Annotated in this window: 11 protein-coding genes; 1 reads left to right on the top strand and 10 read right to left on the bottom strand. The window is 34.7% G+C overall.

The features are described from left to right. The 10 genes from ACM9HF_RS02110 to ACM9HF_RS02065 form a co-directional block, all read right to left on the bottom strand. Window positions 1-846, bottom strand: coding sequence for a tetratricopeptide repeat protein (locus tag ACM9HF_RS02110; RefSeq protein WP_473614067.1), 846 nt, complete (start codon window positions 844-846; stop codon window positions 1-3). Then, window positions 833-4,111, bottom strand: a complete 3,279-nt coding sequence (locus ACM9HF_RS02105) for a tetratricopeptide repeat protein (RefSeq protein WP_473614066.1) — start codon at window positions 4,109-4,111, stop codon at window positions 833-835. Before ACM9HF_RS02105 ends, ACM9HF_RS02110 begins: the two co-directional genes overlap by 14 nt. Further along, the gene (locus tag ACM9HF_RS02100; protein WP_473614065.1) at window positions 4,112-6,310 is read right to left on the bottom strand and encodes a CDC27 family protein; all 2,199 of its coding nucleotides are present in this window, start codon (window positions 6,308-6,310) and stop codon (window positions 4,112-4,114) included. Window positions 6,311-6,328: 18 nt separating this feature from the next. Next, the gene (locus ACM9HF_RS02095; protein ID WP_473614064.1) at window positions 6,329-6,895 is read right to left on the bottom strand and encodes an AraC family transcriptional regulator; all 567 of its coding nucleotides are present in this window, start codon (window positions 6,893-6,895) and stop codon (window positions 6,329-6,331) included. A gap of 55 nt (window positions 6,896-6,950) precedes the next feature. Then, on the bottom strand, window positions 6,951-8,099 hold the full coding sequence (locus ACM9HF_RS02090; RefSeq protein ID WP_473614063.1) for a DUF3570 domain-containing protein: 1,149 nt from the start codon (window positions 8,097-8,099) through the stop codon (window positions 6,951-6,953). Next, on the bottom strand, window positions 8,086-8,322 hold the full coding sequence (locus ACM9HF_RS02085; protein ID WP_473614062.1) for a DUF4266 domain-containing protein: 237 nt from the start codon (window positions 8,320-8,322) through the stop codon (window positions 8,086-8,088). Before ACM9HF_RS02085 ends, ACM9HF_RS02090 begins: the two co-directional genes overlap by 14 nt. Before the next feature lie 66 nt (window positions 8,323-8,388). Next, window positions 8,389-8,970 carry a TlpA family protein disulfide reductase gene (locus tag ACM9HF_RS02080; RefSeq protein ID WP_473614061.1) on the bottom strand — a complete coding sequence of 194 codons (582 nt, stop codon included), beginning with the start codon at window positions 8,968-8,970 and terminating at the stop codon, window positions 8,389-8,391. A 51-nt stretch (window positions 8,971-9,021) separates the two neighbouring features. Continuing rightward, a complete protein-coding gene (locus ACM9HF_RS02075) occupies window positions 9,022-9,669 on the bottom strand; it encodes an outer membrane beta-barrel domain-containing protein (protein ID WP_473614060.1) in 648 nt (215 codons plus the stop codon). A gap of 17 nt (window positions 9,670-9,686) precedes the next feature. After that, window positions 9,687-10,484 carry an outer membrane beta-barrel protein gene (locus tag ACM9HF_RS02070; RefSeq protein ID WP_473614059.1) on the bottom strand — a complete coding sequence of 266 codons (798 nt, stop codon included), beginning with the start codon at window positions 10,482-10,484 and terminating at the stop codon, window positions 9,687-9,689. Between the two features lie 70 nt (window positions 10,485-10,554). Further along, on the bottom strand, window positions 10,555-13,254 hold the full coding sequence (locus ACM9HF_RS02065; RefSeq protein ID WP_473614058.1) for an HzsA-related protein: 2,700 nt from the start codon (window positions 13,252-13,254) through the stop codon (window positions 10,555-10,557). 364 nt (window positions 13,255-13,618) lie between these two features. Here ACM9HF_RS02065 and ACM9HF_RS02060 point away from each other — a divergent pair, with 364 nt between their 5' ends. Beyond that, window positions 13,619-14,971, top strand: coding sequence for a hypothetical protein (locus ACM9HF_RS02060; RefSeq protein WP_473614057.1), 1,353 nt, complete (start codon window positions 13,619-13,621; stop codon window positions 14,969-14,971).

The raw sequence follows: 14,971 nt of genomic DNA, 5'->3' as shown, positions 1-14,971 counted from the left end.
TTAACTCTCCTGACGAGTAGCAAGTTTGACTTCTAAACCAGCTAACCATTTTTTTGCTCTAGCATCATCAGGTTTTAACGCTAAGTAAGCTTGATAATGCGCTTTAGCTTGAACAAATTCACCGCGATATAACTCAAAAAACACAGCAATATTCAGATGAGCTTCAGCATAGTCAGGCCATAGTGCTAAAGCTTGCTTGTAACGTTTTTCAGCTTCATTAAACTGCCCTTGTTCACGTGCTATGACTCCTTGTAGATTATATATATAAGGGTTGATAGGGTTAACTTTTTCCGCTTGCTGCAAAGACATAACGGCTCCATCTAATTGTTTTAACTGGTAAAGAGCCAATGCTTTATTCAAATAGGCTACAGACAAACGAGGATATTGTTTAATAACATCGTCCAGTAACTCCCTAGCACCCTGCCAATTTTTATTCTTCATTTCAGCTAATGCTAATTTATATAACGTATGAATATTTTCAGGTAGCTCAGATTTAAGTGATGCTTGTTGTGCGATAAAGATCTGGTACTGTGTTTTACTTTCTGTAGTTGAATTAGCTATTTGAGTATTGTTAGGATCGTTAGAAGGTAATGCCGAATCAGTCTTCAACGTATCTTTAGGGATATCCCCTAATTCAATAATATTTTTGCCTATTGCTTTAATATCCTTACTTTCATCTGGGCCTGATTTTCCATTAGAACTCGTAGATTCACTCATTAATGTGCAAGACTGCAATGTAAGTACTGATAACACCATTAAGGATAAAGCCACCGTAGAATATAGCTTAGGCAATAACTTAAGTGTTCCTTTTGATAATAACTTATTGAACGATTTAGAAAATGGCATCAAACACCTCAGGTACTATTTCAAATTTATCGTATTTTGCTGGTTCTATTTCAGCTAATACCGACAAGCTATTTTTAACCCACTGATCATAAATATTATCCCAAGCACGCTCGGCATTTGCTTGATGCACTTCAATGGCCTTTTCTTCAAACGGATAAGCAATTTCTTCTAATAAAAATTCATATTCTTCAAGCGCTAACTCATCTAAGTCTTTAGGACGCTCAGATTTCATTACATCTGCCGCTAAATTACGATATATCTGACCAATAGAGTAATTCGCTTGCGGTACAAACTCAGCTAACTGCCACTTAAATACTAATTGATAGTAATTAATAGCTTCTGCCATTGCCTGCTGCTTTCGTTTTAAACTTTGATTAAGTGGGACTTTTAATTTAGTTTGATTAAACGTTTGTTGATGCGCTTGACCTAAAGCAAATGCAGCGTAAGACGCTAAATACGTTGAACGGCTTAAATCAAATGCTGTAGATTGCTTTTCTTGTTTTTTATGGAAGCTAATGATCTTTCTGTACCAAAAGTAACGCTTATTAGGCTCATTAGTTTCACGATAGAATTCGCTCATTTTAAAACGTACTTCTTGTGCTACAGCAAAAGGTTCAGGATATTGGTGAGCATAGGTTCTAAAGTGTGTAATTGCGCTCTTAGTATCACCCGCTTTTAAAAAGTATTCTGCAGCGGTGTATTGAGATTCACGCTTTAACTCACTATTGTTTTCATTCGCTACCATCACCAATAACTGCTGTGCTGCTTGCGACCAGTTTTCTAACTTTTCGTAACTCAATGCTAATTTAGCAGGAATAGTTGAAATGTAGGGATGCGTTTTAAATTGACGACTAAATTGATTTAACACAGGTATAGCTCTTGCCCACTGTTGGCTAGCAAGTAATAAATTAGCGGCATCAAATTCAGCATTTGCTCTATATTTCGAATTGGGTACTAATTTACCTAAACGTAAGTAATGCTGTATGGCGAGTTCATTAGCTGATTGGTCGCCTAATTTACTCCCAAGGGCCTTTTGTGCTTTGGCTTGTTCATATATTGAATAAGCAACAAGTTCGTTTATCTCTTGTTTTTTAGCAGGATTTTGCACAAAGTTTAACGCTAATAAATAGTCTTGTTCCGCAACTTCAAAGTGCTTAAATTTAAAATGAATATTAGCTTTTAGCTGACTTGCTATAGCAACTTGTTTTAAAGCTATACTATCTAGCTTGGGTAAATACTTAACTTTGCTGTTATTTTGGGTTTTAGCGAGAGAAGCAGCATCCGCTTGATATGCCGTTAAAACAAAGTCAGCGTATTTAATAACGTCGTCTATGTTATTTTGCGTAAAGGCATATTCAGCTGCTTTTACTGCAATTAATTTAGCGCGCCTGTCATCACCATGATGTTCAATAAATAAATCATTCAACTGTTTATGCTGTTCAAGTAACTGACTTAGTAACTGTTGGTTTTTATCATTAACATAATTTGACGCATTAATTGAATTTACTTTAACTTTTGGCCCCTCAAAAGCCTTAAGTAATTCAGTCATTGTAACTATGCTTGCATAAGCCGATTCTTGATTAATATAACTTAGCGGTAAATTATCGAATGAAGATTTATCGGTATTATTATTGTTTTGATCCCCGGCCACACTTATAGCATTATTGATTTTATTAGCACTTAACTTGTTAGTTTGATAAGTATTAAGTTGGTTAATATAAGGTGAAGAATAGGCTAACATTTTATAGGTTTTAAGTGCTTCTAGATATTGTTTGGCTTCAAAGTTTGCTTCTGCGTATAAGAAGTATTCTTGTGTTGCTAAGTTAGTTTTTTCTTCTACTTGAGTATTAGAATATGCCACAACATCAATATATTTTTTTAACCAGGTTGCGGTTTCAATAAAAGCTAATTCCCTTTGCTTATCATCTTCTACATCTTGCGCATACGCATATAAACGGCGACTCTTAGCTAAACTATAATCAGACAAAAAAGGTAACACATAATTTTTTGTCTGTGAGCTTGATTGCTGCCAAAAAAGTGATGTTAATCCATAATAGGTTACAAAACGTTCTTTCATTTTTCTTATATTAGCCAACTGACCTTTTTGCTTATATAAGTCGATTAATGCCAAAGAGAACTGTGCTGACCAGAACGAATGTGGAGCATAATCTAAATAATTTTTGTACGTTAAAATAGCATCATGTTCTAATTTTTTTTCTAACAAAAAGTGAGCTAAATTTTGAAATAAAATATGTTCAAAACTAGCCAACGTTGTTATTGTTGTAGAAGGTTGATTACTTTCAGCACTTAAGATTGGAGCTTGTCGGTTTAATAATTCAACTAAGCTTTTAGACTGCTGTTGCTGACTTAACGAAATACTCAATACGCGCTGAGTATCCATAGCTAAACTTTTATGTGAAACCGATACATTATTAAAAGAAAAATCACGCTCTGAATTCATGTCTGTATTCGTGGCCCCCTTCTCTTTTTTATAAACATCAGCTATCTGGTGTAATACCGTAATAAAATTATCGTCAGCTTCTGACAGTCGGTTTAATTTAAAAAGACTCCAACCTGACATGTATATGCTATTTAAGCGGTAGTTCTCATTATTTTCAGCTTTAAGTACTTTTTGATAAGCTTTATACGCTAGTGGATATTGCTCTACGTTGTAATATAATTCGGCACGACGAAAATGTAACTCTGCGTAATGCTTTGTATTAGGATAATTTTTTAATAACGCTTCAATAGTTAAAATACTTTCTTTTGGCTGCGCCAATAAATCATACGTTTTTGCTAATTGATATTGAATATCTTCATTTTCGGGGCGATTTGGATATGTCGTTAATAAATTTTTATACTGGCTAACAAGTGCCGTTAATATGTCTTTATTTTCTAAGACGTCAATTTGTTCATATTTTTCAATATCTAGCTGAACCATGCGGTGTTGTATTTGGGCCCTTACCCCCTTATTAGGTTCTAATGTTAAAATTGAACGATATATTTTTTCTAACTTTTCAGAGCGCTCTTTTCTTGTTAATTGTTTAGCGAGCAGCTGAGCACTAAGAGCACTATCTTCGCTTTCACCTTGTTCTGCACCATTACTGGTAGTGATACTTCTATTTGAAGATTTAACAAAGCTACCTAAGGTTTCAGAGTCGCCTTGATTTTCGTTATTGCTTCCTACAACAGAACAACCCGCAATCAGTATCGACGAGACTAAAAGCCTAAGGTAGTAGGTGTAACGTTTATTAGTTGCGGTCATTTATAAAGCCTCTCGTTGATTAAGGCTTTCTATAACATTTGCCATTGCACGTTGATTAAATAGCAAAAACTGCTGTATTTTACGTTGTTCATTTTTAACAAACTGTTGATTTTGTTCTAATAATTTAACATTCAATCTATCTTTTAACTGCTGTGTTATTTCTAATAACGACGCAATATTACTTGTTAAACTTTGATGCTTAAGGCTTAACCCCGTTAAAACGCTTTTTTTCGACAGTAAATCATCTACCCTTTTATACTGCTGCATAGTTTGAGTATATAACTCTTCAACATGATTCAAGGACTCTTGAGATTGCCAAAAACGTTCAGGAAGTTTTTGTTGTAACTGCCAAGTTAAAACACCTTGAACACGTACTAAGCGCTGTTGGTAATGATTAAATTTAGCTTTAGTTTCTTTAGCTTTTTTATTTTTACTGCTGTTCTGGCTACTCAGTTGTAGAGAAGTTAATGCCCGTTTACTATTTTCAATACGTGTTAACCATTTACGTTCAACATTATTTGCAAATAACTCACCATTACCTTGTTTTAATTTTTCAGCTTTTATCTTATTCAGCAATTGACTTAGTTGCGCTTTTTTATCTGCAAGTTGCTCGAGTAGTGCTAGATAATTAGTTTTACTTTGGTTGGCTCTAATTTTATTTTGTCGTGCGTTATTTAATGTAATGGTATTAGCTAACCACGTACTTCTATTTTGTTGTGCTTCAATTTTTTTAATTAACGTGTCCACTGATAATAACTGTTGATACGTTATAGATAATGGTGTGTTTTTTAAAGAGGCTTGCAGCCATACATCATATTTACTAATGCCTTCTACATTTAACGCTTGATACAAATTAAGTAGGTTATCTTCAGTATTTAATAACTGTTTAAACGCGTTCAGTTCGTGTTGTTTATTCTCATAATATTTTTCAATATGTAAGTAACGATTAAGCGCAAGATTAAGCTTGTTTTGAGCAATATATTGTTCAGCACTTAACGCCCACGTTTGTTGAGTAAATGTTGAATAAGGATAATCAGTAATTAAAGTATTAAATACCACCTCTGACTCTTTAAATTTATTTAACTTAAAGGCTGAGTAGCCAAACAAAAATAAAGCTTGCTCAGTGAACGGCGAATGTTTAGGAAAACTTTCAAGTTGATTATAACCTTGTTGAAATAAGCCTTGTTCTAAATACAGTTGAGCTAATAAAAGCTGAGCATAATGATGAATGCCGTTTTGTTCGATCTTTTGTTCAGATTGTTGTTCTTCTCTATTTTTACTTGTTTGTTTTAATTCGTTAGCAAAGAGCTGCTGCCAAAAACCGTTTGTTTTTTGTTGCCATTTAAAAGCTTGTAATACTTTTAGTTTTTGTTCTGCTAATACGTACTCTTGTTGACTCATTGCTCTTAACGCTTCGTTTAGGAGTAAATAAGGTGCTTGAGTATCGTTATTGAGTAACGCGACTAATTGCTTTTTACTTGTTTCCGCTAACGATAAATCTTCAATATTTGGCTGTTGTGGCCAAGCAATAAGCTGTTGTAGTAAATAGTATTGAGCAATATATTGAGCGGGTATTAGGTGAATGTTATTTAAAATGTCTTGTGCTTCTTTTTTAGCTAATTGAGAATTTTGTTGCGTTATTTTTTGTTCTGCTAATTGCAGTAGCACAATAATCATCAACTCATCTTTTTGTACGTTGCTTCTGATCGTATCGTGATCTGAACTTTCTTTAAAAAAAGAACCTATAGTTTGATTAGTATTATCAGCTGACTCATTAGAGAGTTTTTTAGAAAGTTGCTCTAAAAGCTTTTGTGCTTCTTCAGGTAAACCTTGAGAAATTTGCAACCCAGCTCTAAATAAAGACGCATGTACTGGTGCCTCTGTAAAATACTCGTCGTTAATATTTAATTGGCTAAGTGCTTCATCCGGTTTATTTTGAAAATAATAATAAAGTGCTTGTCGGTAAAATTTTTCAGACAAATGTTCGGGTAACTGTTTTAATGGCTGTTTTGTATTAAGTTCTACTTTTGTAGAACTTTCTTTTGAGTGTGCTTTATTCGTTGAAAAGCTTAAACCTAAAATAATAACAACACACAACATATGCAAAGAAAAAGTCTGATTCGCAAGATACTTCACAAGTGTGTACTCATTGTCTGTATGAGAAAGATTTAATAATGGAAAAATTGAATTTATTCGCATAGTTAACAACATAAAACCTTACAGTATCCACTCTTCAACAATAACTTCTGTTTGAAAGTTTCTGGTATTGTCTTCAAGCTTAAGCTCAATCATTACTGCATCATCTTCTTTTTCAAACTGATAGGTTACCGCTCTTTTTACCGTTCTTTTTTCTTGGTCTAAACCAATAAAAATTGCAGTAAGCTCGTGTTGGCCGGTTTTTAAATTACCTTTGAATAAACGTTGAATACCTCCTTGCTCTAAAGACTCTCGTTGACGTTTTGTATATAAAAATCCTGCAACTTCATCATCATTCAACTTAAGCTCTACACTGTCTAAGGTAAAAAAACGTCCTATATCAACTGACACAAACACAGCTACTTGAGTACTCGCAGGAAACAATAAGTCTTCCTCTAAAATAAAAAGTTCTCTGTTAAGTTTTAAAACTTCTTTTTTAATTTGTTCAATCTCACTAGCTATAGTATTACTTTCTGGGTTTTGAATGTTTTCTTCAGCAATAGCCTGGTAACTCAGCGTTGTGCAAAATATTACTGAGCAACTTAACGCTGCACTTATAAGAAACTTACTTAACTGTTTTATAATCATAAAAACTCTTTGGCTATTTTGGTTAACAAATTTAGCTAACGTGTAAATTAAAATATTAAAAATAAACACTGATAAACGCGCGTACAACATCTGCAGTAAAACCATATAAAGGTTCTTCGCCAATAGGCGCACCTACGGTTCTGTCTCTAAAGTTATGGTAATCAAAGGTAATGCGATCCCACTGTAATGTTGCTTCTGATTTCAGACCGTTGAAAACGTATTGTTTAGGAATGTAATAAGTAAGCCCTATTCCCACCGTAACATCATCAAATTCACTGAGTTCTTTATCTCTTGCTAAATAATTTTGAGCATCTCGATAGGCAAATAAATCACTGTAAAAGTTGGCCTGTGTTTGTTGGTAAGTTCGGTATTTAAGTTCAAGCATTAATGCTTCACCAAAGGGATGACGGTAACTTATTTCAATTTCGTGAGCTTCTATATCCCAACTATCTGAGAAATAACGATACTGCCCGAATAATGCGGCTCTATAAGGTAAGTAATAGCTGGTTGATAATTTAACCGCGAAAGAATTACGAGTATTAGGGTAAATTTCAGCTTGTGATGCAAAACCCGCTTCAGAGGTTGGATCAAGATATCGGACAGTACGATAAGGATTATTTAAGTATCCTTCATCAGCTATACCTTCTAAACTAATGCCAGCCGTTAAATTACGCGTTAGTATTTGGTTTATGCTGGCTCTAAGACGATATTGTTTACTTTTTTCAAAGAAGTTTTCATCACCATTTCTCATCACATCATTATCACCATAACTAACGCCCATACTGACATTAGTTAAATCACCAAAGGTGTCATGAGACACATTAAAGCTGACTGATTGCGCTAAAAAATCGTCTTCGTCACTTTTACTAACCGCAAATGACATAGTGGTTTTGTCGTGTAGGTATTCAATGCCTAACGATCCTTCTTGGCGCTCTTCTGTATATGGACTGGCATTACTGAGTACATCAACAGAAGCTGAAGAAATAGTATCAACGTAATAAAAGGCTGACACAGCAACGTTTTCGTTTATTTTTTTTCTCAGAAGTAATGCAGGTCCATCTATTTTCATACCACCACCTTCATAGCTATGGTATAAAACATCCGCTTTATCTTCGTCTAATACTGCCGCTTTTAGTGGAAATAAAAGTGCATGGAGCATAAAAATGGCGCATAAACTGTATGTAATGCGTTTAGTTACAACCACAACCACCGCCTCCGATCCCTTCTGCACCACGAGCTGATTCTCTTGCCTCAGAAACGTGTGCTGCATGTTTATTGGCTATAGCATGAAGATTTTTATTCATAACAGGATCCGAAAGATTTTGCCTTTCATAAGGTTTAACCCAAGGCTTTACCCCAAGCTGGGCACAACCTGATATAAATAAGGCAATAATGAGTAAACTGTACTTTATTAATTGACGGTTCATAACATAGTCCAATAAGATTTTTATTAACTAAGCCCTTTATTAAAAAGGCATTTGATTCAAACAGCATTACTCACGAATAAGTTTTTTAATGGCTTTAGCATACTTTTTTTCGTAGCCATCTTTGTATCCACGAAAGACAAACCTTATTTTTCCGCTACGATCAACTACTACAGTTGTTGGCATAGCAGACACTTGATAAAGCTCAGACAAGATATTTTTATCATCAAATAGTATAGGGAAATCTACATTGATATTTTTGATGAAATCTCGACCTGCTTGGTTATCTTGCTCAACATTAATACCCCAAACCTGAACACCAAGATCGGTATATTTATTATGAAGATTTTGCAGTACGGGCATCTCTTTTCGACAAGGGCCACACCAAGAAGCCCAAAAGTTAATAACGGTTATATTGCCGCGTTGCTCTACTAAATTTAGGTTCTCACCTGCCATACTTTTCAAAGTAAAGTCAGATGCTTGAGTGTTTACTAATTCATTCGCTGAACTATTTAATGAAATAACAGACAACAAAACTAACAATGACGTTGTAACACCTTTAGTGAGGCTTATAGATCTAGAACGGGTTACAATTCGAACTAATGTATGTACAAATTTATTTAACATATTCTTGTGAGGTTTTATAAACAAAGTAATGTTCCTATTTAGCTAAATATATAAGGATTAAGTGCTTCAAATTAATTAAAAATAAACAGCAAAACCTGTGGTGAAGTTTAAGTTATGTGTTGTTTTAGTTTCACCGGTAATAGTGGTATCAAAAATATAATCACTTACACCTATATCCCAAGCGATCCAATCGTTAATAAAAACACGGTAATTAGTAGAAAGGTTTACAGTAAAGTTATCATCACCAGCAAACTCAGTTGTACCACCACCTAATTCCACAGAAAACACGCTGTTAAAGGCGAGATTTTTTCCTAAGAAAATTTCACCTGGCATCAAGTTATAACCAATATTTAAGCCGTAATAAGTTAGCTCTCGCTGTTCATCCGTTAATAATGGAGATGTGTTTGATAATCGCTCAAAACTTGTTGTACCTGCTTCAGCTGCGCCGTAACGTGCTTTAACATAAAAATGCTCGGTAATGTGATAAGCCAAATGAGCACTTACCCAGCTACTACTTTCAAAATCTTCAATACTGAGTAAACCACCTTGAAGTCCAATTTCAAAATTTTCAGTATCAAGTACATCATCTAAAACATCTTTACGTTCAACAATAGGTTTTATATTTACATCACTTGATGAAGCTTCATTGGATGAAATTTCGCTCGCAAAGCTTGTATAACTAACACATCCTAAACAGATGATAATTAATGTTTTTAAAGTCATAAAGTTTATTTACCTGTTTAAAAAAATACGCTGAAACCAACTTTCCATAACTTGATTTCTTCATTGTCGTCTCTGTCAGTCAATACTAACGAGTATTTATATTCTGCTCGTAATACAAAATTTCGAGCTAAATAGTATTTCCCACCAATAGCACTACTTATGAGGGTGTTTTCTCTTGTTTTTGCATCGGCTAAAACACTATGAGGTTCGGTAGTAATAAGACCAAGTCCAACAGAAAAATATGGACTAACAGTTAAATCAGGAAAAGGTTGACTGACCAGCTGTAGTTCATAAATATTGCTGTCTGATATATCACCTTGAGATTTAGCCAAAGATAGTTCACTCGTAATAACAGGACTAAAAACATAACCTAATCCAATGTTATAAAAATTTGCTCCATTAAAATCACCAAACATAACAGTACCTTCCCAAGTGCGCTGCTGGTAATCGTGAAATTCAATTTCACTTAACGTCACTTTTTCACCAGAATGACTTACGTTTAATAATGAATTTTGATGGAACCAACCTTGATTACCGCGTTTATCTTCAACTTTTAACCAACTAGTACGTTTGATTAACACTGTAACTAAGTCGTTCTTTTCAATAACGTTAATAACTGGGTAGCCAGCACTGGGGCCCGAAAGTAATTCAATATAAGGAACTTCAATGAGTAATTGATTGTTTTGGCTTACAATTTCAGAATTAAGGGGCTTAGTAGCTGTAGGCTCAGTAATTAGGGCCTCAGCAAAAGCATAAGATGAGATAAACAATAAACTGAACATTAAATATAAGTACTGATAACGTTTATATGGCATATACGGCCTTATTATTTTTGTTTGGTTTATACCAGTTAACATAGTATTCATTTCACTTAAGCCTACTGAATTAAGGTAATTGATAGAAAGGCGTATTATAATATTGCCCACCAATATCTAACCATTCGCTTAATAACTTACGCTCACTTGGTGATAACATATTTCGGTGATCATCACGTTCAAACACATCAAAAAATTTACTGCTTGCACGAGCTCCCTGTGTAGACATAACACTGCTTACTGGTACTGTTGTTAATTGTGGTATAGGCATGTTGTCATCGTCTAAGATAAGGTTACCGTCGTTATCCACTTCAAAAAGAGTGTTTCCATTATTATCAGTCACTTCAATTAATTTAGTAATTAAAATACCGTCAACAACTTCTTGTTCAACATCATTAAAGAAGAGTTCACGATAACTTACTAAATGAGCAGGTTCTTCAGAAGGTATTGCTGAAAGGTCGAGCTGCCCTGCGGGTACTTGTGCTACGTTATCTGCGTCAAAGGGTTGATGGCAGGACACACAAGTATTGTCTTGAATTAACTCGTTTGTTACTTCATCGAAGACTTGTCTATCACGTTGCCAAAGCGGCGCAATGTGTTCAGCATAATTAATTTGTATTCGGCAATAGGCTAACCAGTTAGTAAAACAATTACTGCCATTTGGCATAGGTGTTTCTAACAGGCTATATAAAAAATCAATTGATGGATTTACAAGAGAAATATCACCATCTGACCAAATGTCTCTATAAACCAAATCACTTGATAATTCAGCTAAGCCATATACTTGTTCAGCAGCTTCGGCCATCGTTTGGCCCATTTCAGGAATAATAGTATTGGTTGTATTTGGGTATGGTACTCCGCCTAAAATGGCCCCACTATTTATACTAGTTATCTCGGCATCTCTACGACCATGAGGTGTGGTATCATTAGCGGTGTGACAACCATTACATTCTAGAGTTTCACCTGCTTTAACGGTTATCCATTGACGATGTCGACCACCAATACGTTGCCCGTTTCCGTCTAATACACTTAAAGCGAAAGGAATATTTGCAGGTACTTTTATTTTAACTGAGCCATCAGGCTGTATTGGGCTATAGCCTATAATTTCACGCATGAGTTGCTGACGACTTCGACCAAAGTCTGTATTGAGTACATCTCTCACTTCATCAGAAGGCATAGGTACGCCACGTAGTATACGAATAAAACGAGCAGGTCTTTCTGCTGCCGTTGTTTGTGTAGGATCTTTAAGTTGGTCTATTCCATTTTCAGTGGTATCTATACCACTAAAGTCATAAACACTTCGAATATGTAGTGCAGCAGCTTGTTCGTTAAATAATTCAGTATCAAGTTCATTGCCTACAACTTTATCAGCAATAAACTCATTATTAATATCACTGGGCTGTAAAATAATAGCTTCGGTTATCATTTGGTTATCACCACTTGGGCTAGCCACTAACTGTTGAGTATTTTCAGTTTTATTGTATAACCATAACTCGTATGCTGATTCTGCAGCGACAATTGACTCATCTAGCTTTTGCTCATCCGTTAACTGACCGCAGGCTAAAGTAAGTTCATCTACCACTACCCTGCATAAATCTAAACTTAACAAGTAACGTTCACTCGAATCAGGTAAAGGAAATATATGGCTTAATCTGCCAGCCTCATTAAGATCATCAGAAAAATTATAGTTAAAACCTTGAGATGAAAATAATACTGACGAAGCCGTTTCATTAGCAGGAGCATTATTATCTAGAGGCTGAGACTCATCAATAAAGTCGTTAATATTTACGATTAAAGGACGTTTTTGATATGTACTCTCATTATCTGCAGATAACATCAACAAAATATCACCATTAGGCATTTGTTGAGGTTTTACAAACTCGATATCGAAATTTTCATCGTCAATCGTGAGTTCATGCGAATGCCAACCGTAAACTAATTGATTTTCTGTACCATCAGGTAACATTTGATATAAGTTAATTTTGTTCACACCACCCATAGCATCCCACCGGCTATAAAGTATTTTCCCGTTTTGCATAACTAAAGGGTAAAAGTCATGGCTAAGGTTATAGGTTAACTGCTTGATTGATGAACCATCAGCTTGCATGACATGAATATTAAAAGTACCCAAATCTTGTCGTTCATTTTGACCTTGGTATTGTGATTTTCCTTCATCTAATAAAATGGCTTTTGACAATCTCTGGCGGTTAGAAGCAAAAATAATACGACCATCAGGTAAGAATGAGGCCATTAGATCATCGCCCTGTTCTGCAATGCTGTTATCAATAATTAAACGTTCAAGCTTTTTAGTGGTTTGTGTGTAATGCCAAATATTCCATGTGGGTTGTTCATCAGCATCAACAATTTTGGGGGCACGTATAGAAATAAGAAATTGTTGCCCATCTTCAGATACAGTTAAATCACGTAGATCAATACGGTTATCAATTTCCATATCATTTTCTTCTACTTTATCGCGAGTAAAAAGCCCATTAGTTAAGCTAACAGCTTGAGATTCAGCAAAAGCATTATTTTTTATAAGAAGATTAGCACCCGGATTAAATGCAATAGGATCTGTTGAAGAAAAGCTAGCTCTTTCAGGTTGCTCTTCATCTTTATTAATAAAAACATTCCGTTCAATGTATACAACTGGATATTCAATAAGTACAGGATCTGTAATTTCGCCTGTGCTTGATTTTTCAGAGTTACACGCCGTTAATAAAAATAAAAATATAACAGCGAAAACTCCGCTACTGTATAACTTACCATCCATGAAAAACACCATATTTTATAAAAAAACAAAAAAGAATAAGTAAGACCTATTCAATTTTTTTGGAAGATTAATCGTAAAGAAAGAGAATGTCCACTTTTATAACACAAACAACACAATTAGTACGTTTTATATACAAACCCTTAAAGATCAAGTGTTTCCATATGGCGACAGTGTCTATTATTTTTACAAAAAAGTAAGAAATCAGTTTCATTATGTAAAAAAATAAATTATAAATTACCAAGTTTCTAAACTGATTTGTTTAAAAATCATTCTACCCCATCTAGAAAATCATTAAATGATTATGTTATTTATATTTATAAATTAGGCATAAAAAATCTAGTATTTACACCTTCAAGGAGGTTGTGTGAAGAGTTTCTTTTTACAAGGATCAAACAAAAACATATTGAATATGTTTTCATATAAAGTGAATAAATACACTTTATATGAAAAAAAAAGTAGTAAAGATATCAATATAATCAAACTTGCTTTAGCCAAAATAGGAGTAATAAAAAATACATTCCATAAACTTGGGCTAGTATTTATCCTTTCCAATATTTCAATGGTGAACCTAAGTTATGCAGGTACTTTAGAACAAGCTAAAAGACTTCATGACCGTATTGCAGGAGTGCCAGCAAACGAAGAAACATTAAACCGTATGACTGCACTTCTAAACGATAGTAAGGATATTGAAGCTGCCTATATCGCGATGGATTCACCTGATTTTTATCGAACAACATTAAAGTTATTTGCCACACCTTGGACAAATAAAGATCAAGATATCTTTCTTCCGCTAAACGATTACAGCGCAACTATTATTGGTATGGTAAGAGACGACCTAGACTTTAGAGAAATTTTACAATCAGACATTACTTATGTAGGTAATGAAAACCTAGGTTTACCTCCCGCTAGCGCCAATAATAATACTCACTACCAAAGACTTGATGAAGAATTTACAGATTTAGCTCGCCATTTAGTTCAAGTACCTCAATCAACCATTACAAACATACCCGCTAGTGCAACCGCCGGTATACTAACAAGTCGTGCTGCTGCAAAAGCTTTTTTTTATTTAGGTACTAATCGCGCTATGTTGCGCTTTACCTTAATGAATCATTTATGTACCGACTTAGAACCTTTAAAAGATAATACTTTACCGCCTGATCGTATACGACAAGATGTAAGCCGTAGCCCCGGAGGTGATAGTCGCTTATTTCTTAATAATTGTATTGCTTGTCATAGCGGTATGGATCCACTAGCCCAAGCTTTTGCTTATTATGATTATGACTTTGACCAAGACAATGATCCTACCGGTGAAAGCGGTCAGCTTGTTTATAATGCTCAAGGGCAACTTAATAATCAGACAGGTACACGTGTTCAATCAAAGTATCATAATAACAATACAACCTTCCCTTTTGGTTTTATGACCACTGACGATAAATGGCAAAACTATTGGCGTTCAGGTGTCAATCGAAAATTAGGCTGGAATTCAGCTTTAGCGGGTCAAGGTGAAGGCGCTAAATCCCTCGGTGAAGAATTAGCAAACAGTCATGCTTTTGCTCAGTGCCAAGTTAAAAAGGTATTTAAAAATGTATGTTTACGTGAACCAGAAAGTCAAAACGATTTAACTAAAATAACAACCACTACGGCATCATTCAAACAGCATGCTTATCAACTAAAACAGGTATTTGCTGAAATTGGCACATACTGCATGGGAGAGTAA

Origin of the sequence: Colwellia sp. RE-S-Sl-9, from assembly GCF_048296855.1 — a bacterium.
Taxonomy (GTDB): Bacteria; Pseudomonadota; Gammaproteobacteria; order Enterobacterales; family Alteromonadaceae; genus Pseudocolwellia.
Note: the sequence above shows the minus strand (reverse complement) of the source record. Positions and strands in the feature narration are given on the sequence as shown.